The 22,688-nt window shown below is 38.0% G+C and carries 15 protein-coding genes and 1 pseudogene; 10 read left to right on the top strand and 6 right to left on the bottom strand.

Annotated elements, in window-relative coordinates:
* Nucleotides 1-12: 12 nt before the first annotated feature.
* Both P3U61_RS12045 and P3U61_RS12040 read left to right on the top strand, forming a co-directional pair.
* On the top strand, nucleotides 13-948 hold the full coding sequence (locus P3U61_RS12045) for an ABC transporter ATP-binding protein (RefSeq protein WP_140240679.1): 936 nt from the start codon (nucleotides 13-15) through the stop codon (nucleotides 946-948).
* Nucleotides 941-1,750, top strand: a complete 810-nt coding sequence (locus P3U61_RS12040; RefSeq protein WP_014614923.1) for an ABC transporter permease subunit — start codon at nucleotides 941-943, stop codon at nucleotides 1,748-1,750. Before P3U61_RS12045 ends, P3U61_RS12040 begins: the two co-directional genes overlap by 8 nt.
* A 53-nt stretch (nucleotides 1,751-1,803) precedes the next feature.
* Here P3U61_RS12040 and sbi read toward each other — a convergent pair whose 3' ends face one another.
* The gene (gene sbi / locus P3U61_RS12035) at nucleotides 1,804-3,324 is read right to left on the bottom strand and encodes an Ig-binding surface protein Sbi/SpsK (RefSeq protein ID WP_140240678.1); all 1,521 of its coding nucleotides are present in this window, start codon (nucleotides 3,322-3,324) and stop codon (nucleotides 1,804-1,806) included.
* Between the two features lie 336 nt (nucleotides 3,325-3,660).
* Here sbi and rpsF point away from each other — a divergent pair, with 336 nt between their 5' ends.
* From rpsF to P3U61_RS12010, 5 genes are all read left to right on the top strand, one after another.
* On the top strand, nucleotides 3,661-3,957 hold the full coding sequence (rpsF, locus tag P3U61_RS12030) for a 30S ribosomal protein S6 (protein ID WP_014614921.1): 297 nt from the start codon (nucleotides 3,661-3,663) through the stop codon (nucleotides 3,955-3,957).
* 22 nt (nucleotides 3,958-3,979) lie between these two features.
* Entirely contained in the window at nucleotides 3,980-4,486 is a 507-nt protein-coding gene (ssb, locus tag P3U61_RS12025) for a single-stranded DNA-binding protein (RefSeq protein WP_014614920.1), read from the top strand.
* 53 nt (nucleotides 4,487-4,539) lie between these two features.
* Entirely contained in the window at nucleotides 4,540-4,782 is a 243-nt protein-coding gene (gene rpsR, locus P3U61_RS12020; RefSeq protein ID WP_014614919.1) for a 30S ribosomal protein S18, read from the top strand.
* Nucleotides 4,783-4,972: 190 nt separating this feature from the next.
* A complete protein-coding gene (locus tag P3U61_RS12015) occupies nucleotides 4,973-5,335 on the top strand; it encodes a hypothetical protein (RefSeq protein WP_233510593.1) in 363 nt (120 codons plus the stop codon).
* Nucleotides 5,304-6,065: an Abi family protein gene (locus tag P3U61_RS12010; RefSeq protein WP_308412412.1), complete on the top strand. Its 762-nt coding sequence runs from the start codon at nucleotides 5,304-5,306 to the stop codon at nucleotides 6,063-6,065. Before P3U61_RS12015 ends, P3U61_RS12010 begins: the two co-directional genes overlap by 32 nt.
* A 213-nt stretch (nucleotides 6,066-6,278) precedes the next feature.
* On the opposite strand, the gene P3U61_RS12005 is transcribed toward P3U61_RS12010, so the two are convergent.
* Entirely contained in the window at nucleotides 6,279-8,270 is a 1,992-nt protein-coding gene (locus P3U61_RS12005; protein WP_096533761.1) for a catalase, read from the bottom strand.
* A gap of 392 nt (nucleotides 8,271-8,662) precedes the next feature.
* Between P3U61_RS12005 and add the strand changes: the two genes are divergently transcribed.
* The gene (gene add / locus P3U61_RS12000) at nucleotides 8,663-9,658 is read left to right on the top strand and encodes an adenosine deaminase (protein ID WP_099986579.1); all 996 of its coding nucleotides are present in this window, start codon (nucleotides 8,663-8,665) and stop codon (nucleotides 9,656-9,658) included.
* Between the two features lie 297 nt (nucleotides 9,659-9,955).
* Here add and P3U61_RS11995 read toward each other — a convergent pair whose 3' ends face one another.
* From P3U61_RS11995 to P3U61_RS11985, 3 genes and pseudogenes are all read right to left on the bottom strand, one after another.
* Nucleotides 9,956-10,225 carry a hypothetical protein gene (locus P3U61_RS11995; RefSeq protein ID WP_233506565.1) on the bottom strand — a complete coding sequence of 90 codons (270 nt, stop codon included), beginning with the start codon at nucleotides 10,223-10,225 and terminating at the stop codon, nucleotides 9,956-9,958.
* 254 nt (nucleotides 10,226-10,479) lie between these two features.
* Nucleotides 10,480-10,695 (bottom strand): annotated as a pseudogene (locus P3U61_RS12380) (DDE-type integrase/transposase/recombinase); the annotation flags it as partial.
* Nucleotides 10,696-10,742: 47 nt separating this feature from the next.
* Nucleotides 10,743-12,776: a Mur ligase family protein gene (locus tag P3U61_RS11985; protein WP_096548403.1), complete on the bottom strand. Its 2,034-nt coding sequence runs from the start codon at nucleotides 12,774-12,776 to the stop codon at nucleotides 10,743-10,745.
* A gap of 80 nt (nucleotides 12,777-12,856) precedes the next feature.
* Here P3U61_RS11985 and P3U61_RS11980 point away from each other — a divergent pair, with 80 nt between their 5' ends.
* On the top strand, nucleotides 12,857-13,030 hold the full coding sequence (locus P3U61_RS11980; RefSeq protein ID WP_153934461.1) for a hypothetical protein: 174 nt from the start codon (nucleotides 12,857-12,859) through the stop codon (nucleotides 13,028-13,030).
* A gap of 62 nt (nucleotides 13,031-13,092) precedes the next feature.
* Here the strand turns inward: P3U61_RS11980 and P3U61_RS11975 are convergent, their stop codons facing one another.
* A complete protein-coding gene (locus tag P3U61_RS11975) occupies nucleotides 13,093-14,715 on the bottom strand; it encodes a poly(glycerol-phosphate) alpha-glucosyltransferase (protein WP_179294164.1) in 1,623 nt (540 codons plus the stop codon).
* Between the two features lie 702 nt (nucleotides 14,716-15,417).
* Here P3U61_RS11975 and P3U61_RS11970 point away from each other — a divergent pair.
* Nucleotides 15,418-22,566 carry a YPDG domain-containing protein gene (locus P3U61_RS11970; RefSeq protein WP_323695703.1) on the top strand — a complete coding sequence of 2,383 codons (7,149 nt, stop codon included), beginning with the start codon at nucleotides 15,418-15,420 and terminating at the stop codon, nucleotides 22,564-22,566.
* The last annotated feature ends 122 nt before the right edge of the window (nucleotides 22,567-22,688 follow it).

Below are 22,688 nucleotides of genomic sequence, written 5' to 3'. Positions count from 1 at the left end.
GAGGTGAGGATAATGTTAGTCCGTGTGAACCAACTACATAAGACGTTAAATGGTAAAGAAGTGATTAATGATATTTCTTTTACTTTGAAACCGGGAACGATTAATGCGATTTTAGGGCCGAACGGTGTAGGGAAAACAACGACAGTTCGGTTACTGACAGGTTTATTGCAACCGACGCATGGTGAAATTGAAGTATTTGGTGTAAAGACGACAGATCCCCATTTTGAGCGTGTACGTCAACAAATGGGTGTGCAAAATGATGGGAATCTGTATGAAAACCTAACAGTGTATGAAAACTTAAAAATATGGGCGCGTTTTTACGATATGCCAAAAGCAGCAGTTGAAGACAGGATTGAAGCGCTGTTAACTTATTTTGAGTTAACGGAACGCAAAAATAGCAAAGTAGCGACGTTGAGTAAAGGGTTGAAGCAAAAAGTGGCGATTATGCGTGCGCTTATTCACCAACCGAAACTATTGATTTTAGACGAACCAACATCTGGCTTGGATCCATCAGCAGCTGAATCACTCAACACTTATTTACAAAAGCAAGTGCGTGAGAGGGAAATGACAGTATTTATGTGTACACACCATTTACAAGGGTTAGAACAAATTGCAGATTATATTTTTATGATGGATCAAGGTCGTTTTATTGCTTCAGGCAGAGCGGAAGATTTGTTGCGTGAAACTTGGCCACAAGTGGAATTCGATATTCATGTGCGTGATGTGACACGTGCATGGGCTTTATTGGAAAATGAACATGCAGTGGTCGCCAAAGAACATAGTGACAAAGAAGGGTATCTCCGTGTGAAAATGGAGGCTTATGAGGATATTTCCCAGGTCATTAAACTGCTTACTGAACATCAACTAGATGTCTATACGATCACTGAAGTGCAACATACGATTAAAGAATTATATTTCAAGAAGATGGATGTGATGCCGCATGATTAATATGAAACACGTCTTCACAATTGTTTATAAGGACGCATTGGATATTAAAAGTGATCGTGGGGTTTTAGTATCAGTATTTATTATCCCATTTATTTTTAGTTTAGTGTTACCGTTAGCGTTAGTGATTGGTGATATTCATTTTAGTGTCGTTGATTATATTGGCGGTGCAAGAATGTTCATTGACCAGTTGCCCGAACAAGTCATACCGAAATCTATCGATCCTCATCACGGCATGGTTTATGCAATTTTGATGTATTTCTTTATTCCGTTTTTTATCCTTATACCGGTATTTGTTTCTAGTATGTTAGCTACAACAAGCTTTACGGGTGAGAAGGAACATAAAACGATTGAAGGGCTGCTCTATACGCCTATTACAAATAAAGAATTGATGCTCGGAAAGATTTTAGTTTCAGGAATCCCATCGATTTTGCTCACTTGGATTGCAGTATTCATTTATGGTATTATCGCTAATGTTTATGGCGTCAATGTGTTAGGTGAGATGATTTTTCCGAACTTTAGTTGGATAATGGTTACTTTCTTTATTGCGCCGTTGATTACGTTTTTGTCTATTTCACTCGTTGTGGCTGTGTCGCAAAGAGTGAACACAAGCAAATCCGCCCAGTCCGTGTCAATGATATTGGTATTACCTATTATTGGTTTTATCATTTCACAAGCGAACGGAGTATTTTTGTTTGGACCGATGATTTCAATAATAATCGTTGTCGTGTTAATTGTAGTCGATATTATCGTTTATTTAGCCGTTTCGAAAAGGTTTGACTCGGATAAATTGTTAACAAAATAGCATGAATTAAAATAGACATCGAACATGAGAATTGTCCGATGTCTATTTTTACTTTATTTGAAGATAGATAGCAAACTGCTAAATACATTTTTTACTGTGTTCGCCGTTTCAATTGCAGTGAAAGCAGATTTAACTACAGCAGGGTTTTGGTATAACGTGTATAATACTTTTCCTGTGTTAATGCTTTCTGTAGCAAAATTTCTTGTTTTTGCATAAGCTTTGTAAAATACGTTTGAACTTTCATCAATTGTTAATGGAGCTATATGTGCGCTAGTACCATTATTATTAAATAAAGCAAGTACGGATTTATCTATTGTTGATTTGTACTTTGAATACATTTTAGTATAGTATTTCGCGTCATTGTATTTTCCAGTGATATAGTCGTATTGACCTTTTAAATATTGAAGTCCACTTGTAATACTATTTTTCACATAAGCATAACCTTTATTGACACTATCTTTGAAAGCATTCCAGTAGCTTCCAAGTGTTGAAGTTGTTGCTTCTCCTGTTTCAGGTAATACAGGTGCAGATGGAGCTACAGCGTTATTGTTTCCATTGTTTTCTGTACTTGGTGCAGGTTGCATTTCTTTTTTAGTGTCAGCACCTTTGTTGTTTTCAGTCGCTTTCTCAGCTTGTTCTTTACTTTCTACTTTAGGCGCTTTCTCACTTTGTGTATTTTTTTCTGTTTTAGAACTTTTATCTACTTCAGGTTTCTTTTCAGCATCAGCTTTATTTGTATCTTTTTCTTTTGCTTCTTCAGTTTTTTCTGTTTTTGTATCTTTTTCAGGAGTTGATACATTTGGCTTCTGTTCCTCTTGTGTTTCGTTTGGTTTTGGAGATGGTGCAACTTCAGTAGTAGGTGCATCTTCAATTTGTGGTGCGCTTACTTCAGGTGCTTGTTTTTTTGCTTCAGCGTCAGCTTTAATTTTAGCGTCGCGTGGGGCATTGATTTGATCTAATTCTTTTTGGAATGCGTTCGCGCTATCTGGCGTCAATTTGTTGACAGCACGTTGAGCCGCACGTCTATTCTGAATGCTGTCTTCTTGTTGTAACGCTTTAAGTGCTTCATTTGCTTCCATTAAATTTTTGTTTTGTAATTCAATGAGGCGATCTTCATGTGATTCTGCTTTTGGTGCCACATTTAAAGACTCAACAAATACTTCTTGGCTTTGATCTGGATCTTCTTTAATTCTACCAATGTATGCATCACGTTGCTCTTCGGATAAGTCATCGTTGTGTAATACGCTGTAAAACGCATTTTGTTGCGCAACACGACGTTCCGGGTGGATGGCATCTTTAATTGATTCTGAAAAAACATTTTGTGCGCTACTTGGGTCTTCGTGCAATTGTTTCAAATATTGTTCACGTTGGTCTTCTGAAATGCCTTCCATATGTAATACTTGATAGAATGTTTTTTGGTCTGGCGTTACATTGATTGAATCAAAGTTGACAGGTTGTGCCGGTGCGAGTCCTGTAGTTTGTTCGCTCGCATGTGCGTTCCCTTGTGAAATAAATGTTGCTAAAGATATTGTTGCTGCCCCAATTAATAATTTTGCTGTGTATTTAGTTTTCATTGTTTATTCCCTTCTGTTTCTTCGTTGATTTTTTGTTAACACAAAAGAATATAACACTTTTTAATCTCAATAAAAATTAACTATTTCTTAATTAAAGATAAAAAGCCATTAATATTGAACAGTTAGTGAAGGACTGAGAATATGCTGAGTTTTCGTATGTACAGATGACATAGTAAAGATGACAATAAATTAAATTGTATTGATCAATCTGTGAAACATGTTGTAATTTGTAAAGGGCTATGATACAATCTTTGAATGTGAGTAATGAAAATTATTCCTTGCTTATCATTTGAATTTTGATAAGCCGCATAGACCATAAGGAGGTGCCAATATACAATGAGAACATATGAAGTAATGTACATCGTGCGTCCAAATATTGAAGAAGATGCACGCAAAGCAGTAGTTGAACGTTTTAACGGAATTTTAGCTTCTGAAGGTTCTGAGGTATTAGAAACGAAGGACTGGGGTAAACGTCGCTTAGCTTATGAAATTGAAGACTTCAAAGATGGTTACTACAACATCGTACGTATCCAGTCTGAAAACAACAAAGCTACTGACGAATTCCAACGTTTAGCTAAAATCAATGACGATATCATTCGTTACATCGTTGTCCGTGAAGACGAAAACAAGTAATAGAATAATTGGGGGCGTGTAAATGCTTAATAGAGTCGTATTAGTAGGTCGCTTAACTAAAGATCCAGAATACAGAACGACACCCTCAGGCGTAAGTGTAGCGACATTTACCTTAGCGGTTAATCGTACATTTACGAATGCGCAAGGGGAACGTGAAGCAGACTTCATTAACTGCGTTGTTTTCCGTAAACAAGCAGAAAATGTAAACAACTTTTTGTTTAAAGGAAGTCTCGCTGGCGTTGACGGTCGCTTACAATCACGCAGTTACGAAAACCAAGAAGGCCGACGTGTATTCGTCACTGAAGTGGTATGTGATAGTGTTCAATTCCTTGAGCCAAAATCACAAAACCAACGTCACGCGAATCAAAACCAAGGCAATCAATTCGACAGCTACGGTCAAGGATTCGGTGGACAACAACAAGGCCAAAATTCGTCTTATCAAAACAATCATCAGCAACCAGCTAACGATAACCCATTTGCGAATGCGAACGGTCCTATCGATATTAGCGATGATGATTTACCATTCTAATGACAATCTGAAACGTATAGAAAACCATTTTTAAAGTAAGGGAGGCACAAAACATGGCAGGTGGACCAAGAAGAGGCGGTCGTCGTCGTAAAAAAGTTTGTTATTTCACAGCAAACGGTATTACACATATCGACTACAAAGACACTGAATTATTAAAACGTTTTATCTCAGAACGCGGTAAAATTTTACCACGTCGTGTCACAGGGACTTCAGCTAAATATCAACGTATGTTGACTACAGCGATCAAACGTGCACGTCATATGGCATTATTACCATTCGTTAAAGACGAAGCGTAAGCCAATATATAAAAACCCCGTACATCTATTGAGGTGTATGGGGTTTTTAAATTGAAAGTATTTGGAATCAATAAAAAGCATTGATTTTTAAAATTAAGAGTGGTATTTTATGAGTATTAGAAGCCAACTAACGCCTCTTAACAATGCGAAACAGAGTTGGCCTTTTTTTGTCTAAAATGGAGGGGTTAAGATGGTTGAAAAAACTTTGAGTGAATTAGAAAAGGCTATGTTGAAAGAAGAACATATTGATGTTTCAACGGACTTAACGCTATCTATAAAGCTCGATATTTTGAATCAAGATTATAAGATAGAACCTCCCCAACCTTTTACCACAGAGCAAATGATAAATAAATTGAAAGAAAATAAATTATTTTTTCCAGAAAGTAGTTCTATGAAAAAATGTGTGGATTTGTTGAATACACTTGGTTATTATAATTTGAAATATTTTATAATTAAAAACGAATTTGAAAAAACGAAGAGAAAAATTTTGATTCTGTATATACGTTGTATGAGTTTGATCGATACTTATCAAAGCAACTATACAGTTTATTGAATATTTTAGAAGTTCATTTGAGAAATTTAATTTTAGAAGTTTATTTAATAGAAATAGAAGACAGAGAATTACCCCCGCTTTATTTTATCTAGATAAAAAGATTTATTTTCAAAAAGAAGGCGAGTCTTATAAAATAACTAGTAAAAAAAGACAAAACTTTAATAGATTACAAGCTAAGTTTTCAAATTCAGTTAATCAAAAAAAGAATGATGAAAATATAAAGCACAACTTAGATAAATATGGAAGTATTCCAGCATGGGTTTTGTTTCAGAAACTTAGTTTTGGAGAAATAGCAATGTTTTATACAAACACTCAAACGAAGAATAAAAAACTAGTTTGTAAAAAAATTGAAAGCTTGATTTCAGAAAATATTGGAAAAGAAATAAAAGTACCTAAAGAGATATTTGAATGTTGGTTCAATAATATCAGGTATCTGAGAAATAAAATTGCACACACGGATGTTATATATGGTGTGAATTTTACTAAATCATGTTCTGGACACGCAAGTGATAAAGAATATTTAAATAGGCTTCAAAAATTTCATTATCAACAAAGATTGATTACATTTTTGTTAGCTATGCAAAAGTTATTTATGAGTATGCCTGAATATTGCCGTGATATATGGAATAGTACAATAGAAGATATTCAAGTGAAAGCAAATGAAAATAGCATTATAAAGCTAGCGAGAATAGGCGTGCTAGATAATGATATGAGTTACTTGAAAATCTAAAGAGTTTGAATTCTATTGATGTGGAAGAAGGAAATGGATGAATTTGCAATAAACGCAAAAAATGAATCTGTTCTATATCCATAAATTATGAGTGTTTAAAATAACATAAAAAATAAAAGATAACTATTGGTAAAAGTCAGAAAATGTAGGCAAGTAATCATAAAACCCCGTCCCTTATCATTTTTAGGGTACGGGGTCGATTTCTGTACGATTTTAGCGGTCCCAATATCTCACTCTATCAAATGCTTTTACAATCGTATCGGGTTCATCAGATGTGAAAACACCGGGCGCGTTGAGTTTGATTTTTGAACGACCGAGTTGATTTGCGGCTTTTTTATTGACCACTAATGGCTTTTTATGTTTATACGTCATTTCCGCAAATTCTTCTGCTTCTGGCAATAGGTCTGAGCCGTCTGATAATACAATTGCACTGTCGAATAGTGTAGGGTGTGCGGTGTCGTATGTTTCAGTAATGCCGAAATCCTCGTCAATGGCACGTGGTTGTTTACCAACGAATGCATAATTCAGTTTGTTCTCTGCAAATACTTTCGCATAAGATTTTAGTGTCTCTTCGCTAATCTCCCCACTTACTAATACAGCTACGGAATGTCCTGGTAATGGAATATCGAATTTTTCCATTGTGAGTTGACTGTCTTTCGCTGTAGATTGTACTTCTTCATTCTCTTCTGGGACAGAAACGCCAACATTTGCCGCAACTGCTTCAGCTAATTGACGATCCACTTTATTTAATTGATTAACGGCGTTTTGTTTGACCATCACAGACTTGCACATGCCAATTTCAAATGAGAAACCTGCTACCATATGATCATATTCAGCGGGTGTTAAGCTGTTTAAATATAATTTCGCTTGGCTATAATAATCTTCAAAACTTGAGCTGCGTTTTCTAATTTTATGACCTTCTACTTTTTCTTGATAATGTTCAAACCCGCCTTCCTCTCTCGGTGTTGTGTGAGGGTCGTTATTGTTTAATGCATTTTTATGGTAAGCTGTTTGCCCTTGATGCACATTCATTTGATGCATGGCGTCACGTTGGTTGTTGTGTACTTCATTGACAGGACGGTTGATTGGGATTTGGTTAAAATTAGGTCCGCCCAATCTTGAAATTTGCGTGTCTGTATATGAAAATAAGCGACCTTGTAATAAAGGGTCATTTGAGAAGTCAATGCCAGGAACGATATGACCCGGGTGGAACGCTGCTTGTTCTGTTTCGTCAAACACGTTAGACACATTGCGATTGAGCGTCATTTTACCTACAATTTCGACTGGGACTTGGTCTTCTGGCCAAATTTTTGTTGGGTCTAAAATATCAAAATCAAAGTCGAATTCTTGTTCTGGACGAATAATTTGAAGTCCTAACTCCCATTCCGGATAGTCACCTTTTTCGATAGATTCATATAAATCTTTACGGTGGAAGTCGATATCTTTACCAGATAAAATTTGTGCTTCGTCCCAAACCAATGATTCTAAACCGTGTAATGGCTTCCAATGAAATTTCACAAAGTAAGACTGACCTTCGCGGTTAACGAGGCGGAAGGTATGAACACCGAATCCTTCCATTTGTCTAAAGTTTTTCGGAATACCGCGGTCACTCATTGCCCAGAATGCTGTATGTGTTGATTCAGGATTTTGCGCAAAGAAATCCCAAAAAGTATCGTGGGCACTTCCACCTTGTGGCATTTCATTATGTGGCTCAGGTTTAACCGCATGAATTAAATCAGGGAACTTAATCGCATCTTGAATGAAGAATACTGGAATGTCATTACCTACGAGGTCGAAAATTCCCTCATCAGTATAGAATTTTGTCGCAAAACCACGTACATCTCTCACTGTATCTGGTGACCCTTTAGAACCTTGTACAGTCGAAAATCTTACAAATACAGGGGTTGTTTTTTCTGGATGAGTTAAAAAGTCTGCAGAGGTGTAGGCTGATAAATCTTTATAAACTTGGAATTCACCATGAGCACCAAATCCCCGCGCATGAACAATTCTTTCAGGGATACGTTCATGGTCAAAGTGCATGATTTTTTCTCTAAAATGGAAATCTTCGAGCAAGCTTGGACCACGTTCGCCGACAGTTAAGGTATTTTCATCCTCACTCACTTTGACACCATTATTCGTCGTCATTGCTTTACCATCATTGTTTTTTTGGTCTTTTTTCAATTGTTCTAGCTTTTTATTATCCATTTCCAACGCTCCTTTAGTAATGTAGTCTGTAACAATATACTTATTACCTTTTCGAAAAAAACAGAAACATTTTGCACTAAAGTATTATTAATATACTCATTAATAAATATATTGAATGAGAGTGTTGTTACGTTCGGTAAAGGCCATCACATGTTATAGGTAGTTACAATGATTTCGAGGTTGAATAAAGATGATATTAAAGAGATTGATGCTTATGAACCATCTTATGGGAAATGTTGGATGAATGCTTAGAAAACACTGACATTAGACATTGAAATTCACGTCAGCAATAGTGGATGAATTAGACAATCATGACATTTTAAAAAATGTATTGACAATCAATATAATCACAGTAAAATTAGAAATTAAAAAGATATTGAAAAGAGGATATTATGAATGCGGAATTAAAAGGGATACCTAAGCTTGAATTGCATTGTCATTTGGATGGCTCGGTTAGCTTGGAATACCTTGAAAAGCAAAGCCAACAGCAAGGTATACCTATTCAGATGGACAAAGTGACAGTGGATCAACATTGTCAAAGTTTAGCGGAATATCTACAGTCATTTGACGAAATTTTAAAAGTGATGCAGACACGTATAAGTTTGATTGACGCTGTCGTTGATGTTGCAGAACAAGCAGTACATGATGGTGTAAAATATATTGAAATTCGATTTGCACCCGCATTTCATCAAGGACAAGGATTGGGAATTGACGAAATTTTAACAGCTGTGTGCAAAGGTGCGTCTTTGGCTGAACAAACTTTTGGCATTAAAGTAAGAATGCTAATATGTGGGATGAAACATCATTCGGACGAAATGAACCGAGCGATTTTCGACAGTTTTCGCGGTGATGAAACTTTAGAAGCGTATATTGTAGGCGTGGATTTAGCTGGTGATGAAGCGGCATCTCCGACCACGGAACATGAAGCATTGATTCAATATGCGCAACAACAAGGATTGAACATTACGTTACATGCTGGAGAATGTGGTTGTGCTAAAAATGTGTATGATGCAGTACGATTTGGTGCACAACGTATTGGTCATGGTGTAGCGGCTCTACAAGATGAGGATGTACTGGCAACTGTGAAAGCCAAAGACGTCTTACTCGAATTTTGCCCGAAAAGTAACTTACAAACGAAAGCTATTAAATCATTAGATAGCTTAGACCTACAACGTCTATTAAAAGAAAACATCGCCTTTTTAATCAATACAGATAATCGTACCGTAACACAAACGAATTTATTAGATGAATATGCGCTGTTGTTAGAGCACAAATTGTTAAACTGGGAAGATATTGTACGCATTAATTTTAAGGCGATTGATTACACTTTTGCTAATAGTTCAACTAAACAATGGTTAAAGCAACAATTTGAAGTAGAAGCACATTAGTAGATTAATGACAGCTTTTTAAGGTGGAAAAGTAACATTATTTGTTTTGAGAGACTTAAAATACTCATTACTTGGTCGTCATTGATTCACTGCCTTTGATATTCAATTACTCAAATGGCTGAGACTTCTGAGGGATTAGTTGACCCAGTCAATCCAAATCGATAGCAATCTAGTGTTTACACTTCAATTAAGCCGAATTAGATGGAGGGTCAACTCCTGGGAAATCTGAGTCCATGATGGCAACTATGATAATTTAAAAGGCTGTTAATGAGGGGGATTGGTAAAAAAGATATCAAGTCAAACAATCAAGTTTTTTGTCCCATCTCCGGTTTCTAAGTCATCTATTTTGTGAATGTCACAAAAGTGTTTTATGCCTCTTGAATAAATATATGTTGATTCAAAGAGTACAAATAGGAAATGAAGAGGGTTTATATAGTTTTTAAGATAATGATAGCCATTTTGATTATTTTGAATGACCATTTCTTTAACCAAAACTTCATCCTTATAATGTGCGATCACACTTTCTGACTTACTTATATCAATACCTAAACAATTGATAAAAATCATACTTTTCTCTATTGAATTGAGAAGATTTTAACTTTACTTGGCCTTTTTCATTTATTTTCCTATACACGGTTTCTAGAATCAAACATACTTCAATCGAATTTCAAAAGTAGAGTAAAGCTAATCAGTTTATATTACGGATTCAAAGATTCATGGGTATGCTCGAGCTATTTCTTTCTACAATTATAAAAAATAGCTGTGAAGAAATTTATGACGATAGATTTCTTCACAGCTAATCGTAGTATGTTTGATTATTCCTCTCTAGGTTCTTGAATTATATACGCTTTGTTTAAAGCTGATATCACAAGTGCCTTAGTCATACGAGGTGCCATCGCCCAACCAATGATTCTACGGGAAAATAAGTCCATGACTATGGCTGAATAGAGCCATCATTCTTTCGCGTAGACATACGTAATGTCAGGCACCCAAACACTGCCAGGTTGCGATACTTTAAACTGTTGGTTCAAAAAGTTGCTTAAAGTCACTTTCTTCTACATATAAACATAATAATCATAATATTCTATAACAATTCTGATATGAGTGTTTCCAAAGATTCATACATAGCAAAGACAAGAATATTGTCACGAACACCTTTTATCATGCCATGATAATATTTATCGCCAAAAATAACGTCATTTGTATCTTTAAAAAGAATTGAACTATACGTTTTATATATCTTTACTAAATCAGCGACTGTAAATGATTGACGTTCTTTTAATCTAAATCGTCCCGTAACATTAACTGAAGATGACGGTGATAATCGATGCTCTTCAATAAAAGTTGAAACGTACTTCCGACGTTCCATTTCGTTTGAAAATAGCTCATAAGCCAATTGATAAATTAAACTAGGGTGTGGCTTTTTAATCATAGCCATTATCAAATCAGTTAGTTCTATTTCTTTGCCTGTAAAATAAATTTCATTATTTGTTGGCCACTTTTTCAAAAATATTTTTCTATTTACCATCCTCTTTTTTTGACTATAAATATAATAAATAAGCGGTGTGATACCTTCTATAGATATTGGGGTATTTACATATGCATTATTTTCAACTTTACCGTTTTGATTTAAATAAGCATATGTCTTTTCTATGGGAAAGTGATGAATATATTGTTTTTCTTTTAATTCAATATATTCATTTTGCAGATGTTCAAATAATCTTGTAGCAATTTTAGGTAATTCAGTACCTGTTACCGATGATTTTAATAGTGTTAAACCGTCTTCATTCACTAAATATAATAAGTCATGTAATAACAATTCCGAATCATTATACCAAGTAATGCTTTTATATTTTACTCTGTTAACAACTTTCCTCATCTCAGGATCCATACATAGTATATAATCAGCATTGGACTGTTCTAACTTTCCAACTAATTGTAAATGTAATTTCTCCGATTCACTACCTAAATCACTGATTTTTCCTAATACGATAATTTTGTTTCCAGTATAAAATTGAGATTGCTTGTTAAAAGCCTCAATCGCATTAACCATTGCTGGTAAAGAGGCATTGTGAGTATCATCTAATAAAGTTGTTGTTAATGTTGGTGTAATCACTTTCTTTATTTCCAATACTTTTTGAAAAGGTTTAAATTGTGACAAGTGATTCAAACAAGATTTTAAATCAACATTAAGTAATTGTAATAAATGAACTGTCGCAAGGGCATTGGATACCATACCATCACTTATTGTAGGGATTGTAAATTGAATATTTTCTTGATTCATGTAAATACGAATTGTAGTAGAACCTTTATTGACAGTAATTTTTACTTTATTACGATTATAGCGACTATAAGTAATTACACGATTCACATATTTTTTTGCTTCCTTTTCCAATAAGTCTGTATGTTTAGTGTCAGCATTAACAATTGCAATACCATTTTTACTTTGACCGGCAAATATTCGTGACTTAAATTGAGCAATATCTTCAGTGCTACGAATTGTAGATAAATGTGCTTCTCCAATTCCTGTCACTATTGTATAATGAGGATTAACAATGAGTGATAAATTACCTTTGTTATTAATTGCATTGATAGACATTTCAAAAACAGCAAAGTCAGGATTTTTAATTAATTTACAAAGATTGAGTAATGTGGGAACACGTGTATTGGCATTTCCTCGATTTTGTAAAACCTGATATTCTCTAAGCGACTCGCCTATCATCATTCTAGTAGAACTTTTCCCCATTGATCCTGTTACTGCGATGACAGTATTATGAAATTGAGATCGAAAATATATTCCTAGTACTTGCATAGCTTCAATTGCATCTTCTACAAGTATTTGTGGGATTGACGGTTCTAAATCAGCAATAAAATCATCAGTAATAATCAAACTTGGCCTAAGGTAATTTTGTTTAAGTTGATCATTGCCTGATGAAATCTTAGGTGGCTTTCCTAACCAATGAGTCCATGTTGCTTTAGAGATACTGATAAAAGCAGTATTTACGTGGTTAATAAGGCGATACTGAAATTCAAAATCACTTATGACGGCATCGTTTAAATTTTCTGTTTTAATAACTAACTCTTTTAAAATATGAGCAATATCTTTAACTGTATACATTGAAAATAACCTCTTTAACTAAAAATATTTGTGTTGAAACGTTAAACGCCTTAAAATTCTATTTAAATAGGAGGCAACTTATGAAGAACAAAGAATTAGAAGAACTTAATAAACAAATTGAAGAAGAATTATTAAATGATAATCAGATTCATAAGAATGAACCAAACTCATCTAATATGAATAAGCCTAGAGCTATCTTTCTATGCATTGTTTTATTAATGTGCTTTATTTCTTTTATCAAAATGTTTATGTAACGGTATAGGTTTACTAATCCAATTTGTCTTTATTATTCAAACAAGTAATGGTAAATTAAAACCTACATCATCCACTTGAAAACTTTTTGATATTGCACATAACCTGATAAATAATGTTCAACGTCATCAATTCTTACGCGATAACCATGATGTTTAATGAAGAAACTCCCCAATGTACGGCGCGGGTTTTTAAAATACATCGCAACTTCAGGATAAAAATAGCCTGTCCTTTGATAATCTGCTCTTTTGTGGATTGTTTTTATGAATTTTTCTTCATCAATCATATCTTCTACTAACTTTTCAAAACCATTTGCTTTGGCAGCCTCTATTAAGTGATAAGTCGCCATAAGTAATTCTAAAAATGTTGGAAATGTCGTTTCCCTCTGATAAATATAGTCTAAATGACCTACAACATTTTTAATTCCAAACTTAAAATATTCTTCTTTTGGTACGATTTTAACAAGCTCATTTGTACAATAACCGAGCCAATGATCGTGGTATTTCCAATAATTTTTACTTATAAATTTTTCGAAAAGCATTTCAACAGTATTTAACCAATTTGAATTTTGATCTAATTGATATAATCTTAGTAATGCTAGTGAAGCTTCCCCATCATAATACACAATTCTAAAACGCTCTTTGATAGATAAATCGGGATAATTTAGGACATGAATCGTTTCCATATTGTTCATATTAATCATGGATAAAATTCCTCGAGCAACTTTTTGTGCATATTTTAAATAGATATCATCATTCGGATTAACTCTCAAATATTCACATACAGCAAAAATAAAAGAAGCATTCTGACCTAATTTAATTTCATTCACTGAATTCGTATCATCAAAAATAAACGCCTCATCTCCTTTTTCATAAAAATGATTTTCGATAATGTAATTTAAAGCTTTTTTAATGACATTTATATCTTGATTTAAATATGCTAAACTTTCTGTCAGTGCATATGTTGTTGATGAATGTCTCAATACATTGTAGTAGTTAATCTCTCTATCAAAATGAGGGAAATAACCATAAGTAAATTTCCCATTGGGTTGAATTTCATTTTGTAAATATTGAGTACTTGTTTCGATAAGTTTATCGATTTCTTTAGTTAAATTTCTTATCTTACGAATCCCTTTCATATATCCTTCTGCATGTAGCTCAATAATTTCTTTATTCTCGATAAAATAACCTGTTGTTTGAAAAGTGGTAACTATTTTGTTTTGATACGCTTCGATTTTGAAAGTTTTATTTAAATGCTTATATTTCTTTAAATAATGTGTAATGTTGTTTTCGGCGATTTCTTTTGAATTTTTATACTGCTTCGAAGGACGAACAAAAGCGTTAGCATTTATTTCTTCAGGTAAAAATACGACTTGCCAACTTTCATCTAAAACTATGCCAAAATCTACATAATTTCTTCGAGTTTCAATTAGTTTCTGTTCAACATCATTAAAATTAACTTTTTGCTCGTTTGTTACCACGTCAATTTTAATCCATTCCGGGTACTTAGCGCTATTTCTTTTATACTTCTCAATTTGTTTCATGATCTGAGATTTCAGATTATTTGTATTTTTGATTGGTTTTACATATGCTTTAATATTTGGGTTGCCTAAGCTTATGATTATTTTACTGCTTTGTGGATGATTTTTGTCAATTTTTTGAATTAAAGCTGCAATATTTTTCTCCAAAATAGTTCCTCCTCTTATATGGTACCTATAAAGTTACAACGATTAAGAAATAATGGTTAACAGAATTTTTCGAACAAGATAGAAATAAATCATTAATAGTATGTTTTTATTTGACATTTACTTTAATTAGACGATTTTAAAGAAAATGATTTTTGATATAACTAGAGCATCAATTTGTTAAACACAATTTAAAAATCATCTAAATAAGGTATGATATAACAAGTTTGTTAAATGATACCATATAATTTTATAAAGATAAATATTGATTTTTAAGATATTATTTTTAGAGATTTTTCATTGTTTTAGTTACACAAATACAATGAAATTTATTTATGACATCTAACTGACTAAAATAAATCCCTACTTAACATTTAATATTGAAATGATTTTGTTATGAAATAATGGTGTGCGAGGTTAATTTATAGTCTTGTCTTTTAGATTAATAATACAAAGTAGTTAATTTTAAAAAACTTACAAAACTACAGAGTTTTTGAAATATATTTATTGCTAACAAAGTTGTTTGTGTTGATATTATGAATTGAAAAATCTTGTGAATGAAAAATATATATTGCTCAATACCCTTATTAGTGCTAGTATTAGTTGTATAAAATGTTCATTTTTACAATTTTAATTTTCTATAAAGGTGCCTTTTATAAAATTGTTTTAGAAATCTAATAATACTTTTGGAAGGATATATGCTGAATGAAAAAGAATAGAAAATCAAAACGCCTTGATTTTTTACCTAACAAACTTAACAAGTACTCAATCAGAAAATTTACAGTAGGTACTGCTTCAATTTTGATTGGGTCGTTAATGTATTTGGGTGTTCAAAATGACGCTGAAGCAGCAGAGAAAAATGGGGAACTAAAAGAGGGAGAACAAAATGTAACAGTTAATGTTACCGATTCTCAGGATAGTAAAGTGTCCGAAACTAGTGAAATAAATACAACTTCATCTGTTGATTCAACAGATGAAGGAAGTATGTTGAAAGGTAGCACGGTGGAAAACAATAGCTCAGTGGAAAATTATACAAAAGAAACACCAATGAATTCCGAAGAGCAAACGAATGAGGCAGAAGATAGTCTTACAAGTGAAAAAGAGACACCAAACCAAGTAGAAGCGCCCACTAGAGAAGAAGGCTCAGACAACTTGCAAGAAGAGAGATCATCTGATAAATCTGTAAAATCTGAAAAGCAAAATAAAGAGTTAACAACAACTAGTAAGAACGACAGCAAGAGTAGTGAGACAGAAATCTCTTCTCAGGAAAAAGAAAATGTTAAAGAATTAAATGCGAGTAAAGAAATTAGTAACGAGGCAGCGAAAGAAAGTGAAGATGTTGTTCAATCAGAAAAGTCATCCACAAAAGAGAAGATTAATACAACGAATGAACAGTCTAAAAAAGTAGCTGACTTTGAAATTAGAGAAAATGAACCACAAATTTTAGACAAACAATCTAAAAAATTAATTGATTCAGAAGTTCGTAAAAATTTACCGAGTAATTTTAGCGAACTGTCAGAAGAAAAAGCTAATGCAGCTATAGAATATGCTAAGTTAAAAGCATTTTCTGATAAAATTGATAACAACGAACCCAAAGCTTTAGTAACTAATAATAATTTAAATAACAGAAGTTCATTTTTTAAATCTGCTTTTAGAGCAGTAGATAATACAACTATACAAATGAGAAGAATGGTAGGAACAGGTCATTTTAATAGTTATGGAGATGTTACTTATCAGACTTTTCCACAAGAGTTTCCTAATGATGGTGTATTAACTGCAATTAATCAACATACCAATACAAATACTGGAACTAAAGGAGCTTTACAGTTTGATACGCAAATAGGTTTTGATAAAGACTTTAAAATTAAAATACCTGTTGCAAATAACAACCAACCTAACACTACAGATGCAGATGGATGGGGATTTATTTTTACTAAAGGAAATGGTCAAGATTTTTTAAGCCAAGGTGGTATTTTAAGAGATTCTGGGATACCTAATTCAGCTGGTTTTAAAATTGATACTTCTTATAATAATGTTTCAGGGAAAACTGATCCATTAGATGCAGACAAAATCAATAACCTTAAAGAAATTGGTGGTAGAAAAATTGGATATGGTACTTTTGTTAGAAATAATAAAAATGGCTCAACAGAACAAGTAGGTCAGAACGCGATAGGGTCAAAAGATAACCCTGTAAATAAAATTGAATATGCGGATAATGCAACAAATTTCAATGATGGGAAGTTTCATGGACAAAGGTTAAATGATGTTGTTTTGAGTTATAGTGCAGCAACAAGTACTTTAACAGCCACATATGCAGGTAAAACATGGACCGCTACTGTTGATCAATTAGGATTAAACAAAAATGAGAAGTATAACTTTTTAATCACTTCGAGTCAAATGTCTAACCGTTATAGTTATGGTATTATGAGAACTAAACTTTCAGGCATAGAAATAGATGTACCTGCTGATAATCCACAAGCAGAAGAGCATAACCCAGGTTACGAAGAAGGGCACACAAAACCGAATGTACCTGTAGAAATTCCACAGACAGGAGATAAAGATTTACCACCGAACACGAAGTTTGAGATTCCACCAAGTGGAGATATTCCAGAAGGATGGACAGCAGAAGTAGATCCAAATACAGGTGTAGTAACAGTAACGCCACCGGCGGATGCAAACCCAGGGACATCAGTAGATATTCCAGTAAAAGTAACATATCCAGATGGATCAAGTGAAGAAACACCAGTGAAGGTAACGGTAGATACACCAGACAGTGGGAACCATAATCCAGGTTATGAAGAAGGGCACACAAAACCGAATGTACCTGTAGAAATTCCACAGACAGGAGATAAAGATTTACCACCGAACACGAAGTTTGAGATTCCACCAAGTGGAGATATTCCAGAAGGATGGACAGCAGAAGTAGATCCAAATACAGGTGTAGTAACAGTAACGCCACCGGCGGATGCAAATCCAGGGACATCAGTAGATATTCCAGTAAAAGTAACATATCCAGATGGATCAAGTGAAGAAACACCAGTGAAGGTAACGGTAGATACACCAGACAGTGGGAACCATAATCCAGGTTATGAAGAAGGGCACACAAAACCGAATGTACCTGTAGAAATTCCACAGACAGGAGATAAAAATTTACCACCGAACACGAAGTTTGAGATTCCACCAAGTGGAGATATTCCAGAAGGATGGACAGCAGAAGTAGATCCAAATACAGGTGTAGTAACAGTAACGCCACCGGCGGATGCAAATCCAGGGACATCAGTAGATATTCCAGTAAAAGTAACATATCCAGATGGATCAAGTGAAGAAACACCAGTGAAGGTAACGGTAGATACACCAGACAGTGGGAACCATAATCCAGGTTACGAAGAAGGGCACACAAAACCGAATGTACCTGTAGAAATTCCACAGACAGGAGATAAAGATTTACCACCGAACACGAAGTTTGAGATTCCACCAAGTGGAGATATTCCAGAAGGATGGACAGCAGAAGTAGATCCAAATACAGGTGTAGTAACAGTAACGCCACCGGCGGATGCAAATCCAGGGACATCAGTAGATATTCCAGTAAAAGTAACATATCCAGATGGATCAAGTGAAGAAACACCAGTGAAGGTAACGGTAGATACACCAGACAGTGGGAACCATAATCCAGGTTACGAAGAAGGGCACACAAAACCGAATGTACCTGTAGAAATTCCACAGACAGGAGATAAAGATTTACCACCGAACACGAAGTTTGAGATTCCACCAAGTGGAGATATTCCAGAAGGATGGACAGCAGAAGTAGATCCAAATACAGGTGTAGTAACAGTAACGCCACCGGCGGATGCAAACCCAGGGACATCAGTAGATATTCCAGTAAAAGTAACATATCCAGATGGATCAAGTGAAGAAACACCAGTGAAGGTAACGGTAGATACACCAGACAGTGGGAACCATAATCCAGGTTACGAAGAAGGGCACACAAAACCGAATGTACCTGTAGAAATTCCACAGACAGGAGATAAAGATTTACCACCGAACACGAAGTTTGAGATTCCACCAAGTGGAGATATTCCAGAAGGATGGACAGCAGAAGTAGATCCAAATACAGGTGTAGTAACAGTAACGCCACCGGCGGATGCAAACCCAGGGACATCAGTAGATATTCCAGTAAAAGTAACATATCCAGATGGATCAAGTGAAGAAACACCAGTGAAGGTAACGGTAGATACACCAGACAGTGGGAACCATAATCCAGGTTATGAAGAAGGGCACACAAAACCGAATGTACCTGTAGAAATTCCACAGACAGGAGATAAAGATTTACCACCGAACACGAAGTTTGAGATTCCACCAAGTGGAGATATTCCAGAAGGATGGACAGCAGAAGTAGATCCAAATACAGGTGTAGTAACAGTAACGCCACCGGCGGATGCAAATCCAGGGACATCAGTAGATATTCCAGTAAAAGTAACATATCCAGATGGATCAAGTGAAGAAACACCAGTGAAGGTAACGGTAGATACACCAGACAGTGGGAACCATAATCCAGGTTACGAAGAAGGGCACACAAAACCGAATGTACCTGTAGAAATTCCACAGACAGGAGATAAAGATTTACCACCGAACACGAAGTTTGAGATTCCACCAAGTGGAGATATTCCAGAAGGATGGACAGCAGAAGTAGATCCAAATACAGGTGTAGTAACAGTAACGCCACCGGCGGATGCAAACCCAGGGACATCAGTAGATATTCCAGTAAAAGTAACATATCCAGATGGATCAAGTGAAGAAACACCAGTGAAGGTAACGGTAGATACACCAGACAGTGGGAACCATAATCCAGGTTACGAAGAAGGGCACACAAAACCGAATGTACCTGTAGAAATTCCACAGACAGGAGATAAAGATTTACCACCGAACACGAAGTTTGAGATTCCACCAAGTGGAGATATTCCAGAAGGATGGACAGCAGAAGTAGATCCAAATACAGGTGTAGTAACAGTAACGCCACCGGCGGATGCAAATCCAGGGACATCAGTAGATATTCCAGTAAAAGTAACATATCCAGATGGATCAAGTGAAGTAGTTTCAGTAAAAGTGATTGTGGAAGAAGACGATGCGGATGCCGACGCGGACGCGGACGCTGATGCTGATGCAGACGCTGATGCGGATGCAGATGCAGATGCGGATGCCGACGCTGACGCCGACGCCGATGCGGATGCAGATGCTGATGCAGACGCTGATGCCGACGCGGACGCCGATGCGGATGCAGACGCTGATGCGGATGCCGATGCGGATGCGGATGCAGATGCTGACGCTGATGCTGACGCTGATGCTGATGCGGATGCCGACGCTGATGCAGATGCAGATGCAGATGCTGATGCAGACGCCGATGCTGACGCTGATGCAGATGCGGACGCCGACGCTGATGCTGATGCAGATGCGGATGCAGATGCGGATGCCGACGCTGATGCAGATGCGGATGCCGACGCTGATGCAGATGCGGATGCCGACGCTGATGCAGATGCGGATGCGGATGCCGACGCTGATGCCGATGCGGATGCCGATGCGGATGCCGACGCTGACGCTGACGCCGACGCCGATGCGGATGCGGATGCCGATGCAGATGCAGATGCGGATGCCGATGCGGATGCAGATGCTGACGCTGATGCAGATGCGGACGCCGACGCTGATGCGGACGCCGATGCGGATGCCGACGCTGATGCAGATGCCGATGCGGATGCCGACGCCGATGCAGATGCGGATGCCGACGCTGATGCGGATGCCGACGCTGATGCCGATGCAGATGCAGATGCGGATGCCGACGCTGATGCCGATGCGGATGCAGATGCGGATGCCGACGCTGATGCCGACGCGGACGCAGATGCGGATGCCGACGCTGATGCGGATGCCGATGCGGACGCTGATGCTGACGCTGATGCAGATGCGGATGCCGACGCAGATGCCGATGCGGATGCGGATGCGGATGCTGATGCAGATGCGGATGCCGACGCAGATGCTGATGCGGATGCCGATGCGGATGCCGACGCTGATGCTGATGCAGATGCAGATGCGGATGCAGATGCTGACGCTGATGCTGATGCGGACGCCGACGCTGATGCTGATGCAGATGCTGATGCAGATGCGGATGCCGACGCTGATGCAGATGCAGATGCGGATGCCGACGCAGATGCTGATGCTGATGCGGATGCAGATGCGGATGCCGATGCCGATGCGGACGCTGATGCGGATGCGGATGCAGATGCTGACGCTGATGCTGACGCTGATGCAGATGCGGACGCCGACGCTGATGCTGATGCAGATGCGGATGCAGATGCGGATGCCGACGCTGATGCAGATGCGGATGCCGACGCTGATGCCGATGCGGATGCGGATGCCGACGCGGACGCCGATGCGGATGCCGACGCTGATGCGGATGCCGATGCGGATGCAGATGCTGACGCTGATGCTGACGCTGACGCTGATGCTGATGCGGATGCCGACGCTGATGCAGATGCGGATGCGGATGCCGACGCTGATGCCGATGCGGATGCCGATGCGGATGCCGACGCTGACGCTGACGCCGACGCCGATGCGGATGCGGATGCCGATGCAGATGCAGATGCGGATGCCGATGCGGATGCAGATGCTGACGCTGATGCAGATGCGGACGCCGACGCTGATGCTGATGCGGACGCCGATGCGGATGCCGACGCTGATGCAGATGCAGATGCCGACGCGGACGCCGATGCTGATGCTGATGCAGATGCGGATGCGGATGCGGATGCGGATGCCGACGCTGATGCCGATGCGGATGCCGACGCTGACGCTGACGCCGACGCCGATGCGGATGCAGATGCAGATGCGGATGCCGACGCTGACGCCGATGCGGATGCCGATGCCGATGCGGATGCAGATGCTGACGCTGATGCTGATGCGGATGCCGATGCGGATGCCGACGCCGATGCCGATGCGGATGCCGACGCCGATGCCGATGCGGATGCCGACGCTGATGCCGATGCAGATGCAGATGCGGATGCCGACGCTGATGCCGATGCGGATGCAGATGCGGATGCCGACGCTGATGCCGACGCGGACGCAGATGCGGATGCCGACGCTGATGCGGATGCCGATGCGGATGCAGATGCGGACGCTGATGCTGACGCTGATGCCGATGCAGATGCAGATGCGGATGCAGATGCGGATGCCGACGCTGATGCCGATGCGGATGCCGATGCTGACGCTGATGCGGATGCAGATGCTGACGCTGATGCTGACGCTGATGCAGATGCGGACGCCGACGCTGATGCTGATGCAGATGCGGATGCCGATGCGGATGCCGACGCTGATGCAGATGCGGATGCCGACGCTGATGCCGATGCGGATGCGGATGCCGACGCTGATGCTGACGCCGACGCCGATGCGGATGCAGATGCGGATGCCGACGCGGACGCCGATGCGGATGCGGATGCCGATGCGGATGCAGATGCTGACGCTGATGCTGATGCGGATGCCGATGCGGATGCCGACGCCGATGCCGATGCGGATGCCGACGCTGATGCGGATGCCGACGCTGATGCCGATGCAGATGCAGATGCGGATGCCGACGCTGATGCCGATGCGGATGCCGATGCGGATGCCGACGCTGACGCTGATGCAGATGCGGACGCCGACGCTGATGCCGATGCAGATGCAGATGCGGACGCGGACGCTGATTCTAATCCAAAAGAATTACCTGATACAGGTAGTAACTCAAATAATAATGGAGGACTATTTGGAGCATTATTTGCAGCAGCAGGTTCATTAATATTATTTAGAAACCGTAAAAAAGATAGCAAAGAAAAATAATTGAAATTATTTATAAGGGTTAGGAATAGAGCTTCAGCCCCTTCAAGAAAAAGCCGTTAAAATTCATTTTTTTAGAATTTAACGGCTTTTTTCTTATGAAAGAATGAAAACTAGCACTTATT

The organism is Staphylococcus pseudintermedius, assembly GCF_034042775.1.
GTDB lineage: Bacteria > Bacillota > Bacilli > Staphylococcales > Staphylococcaceae > Staphylococcus > Staphylococcus pseudintermedius.
The sequence above is the reverse complement of the archived record's forward strand: the minus strand, read 5'-3'. Positions and strand labels throughout refer to the sequence as shown.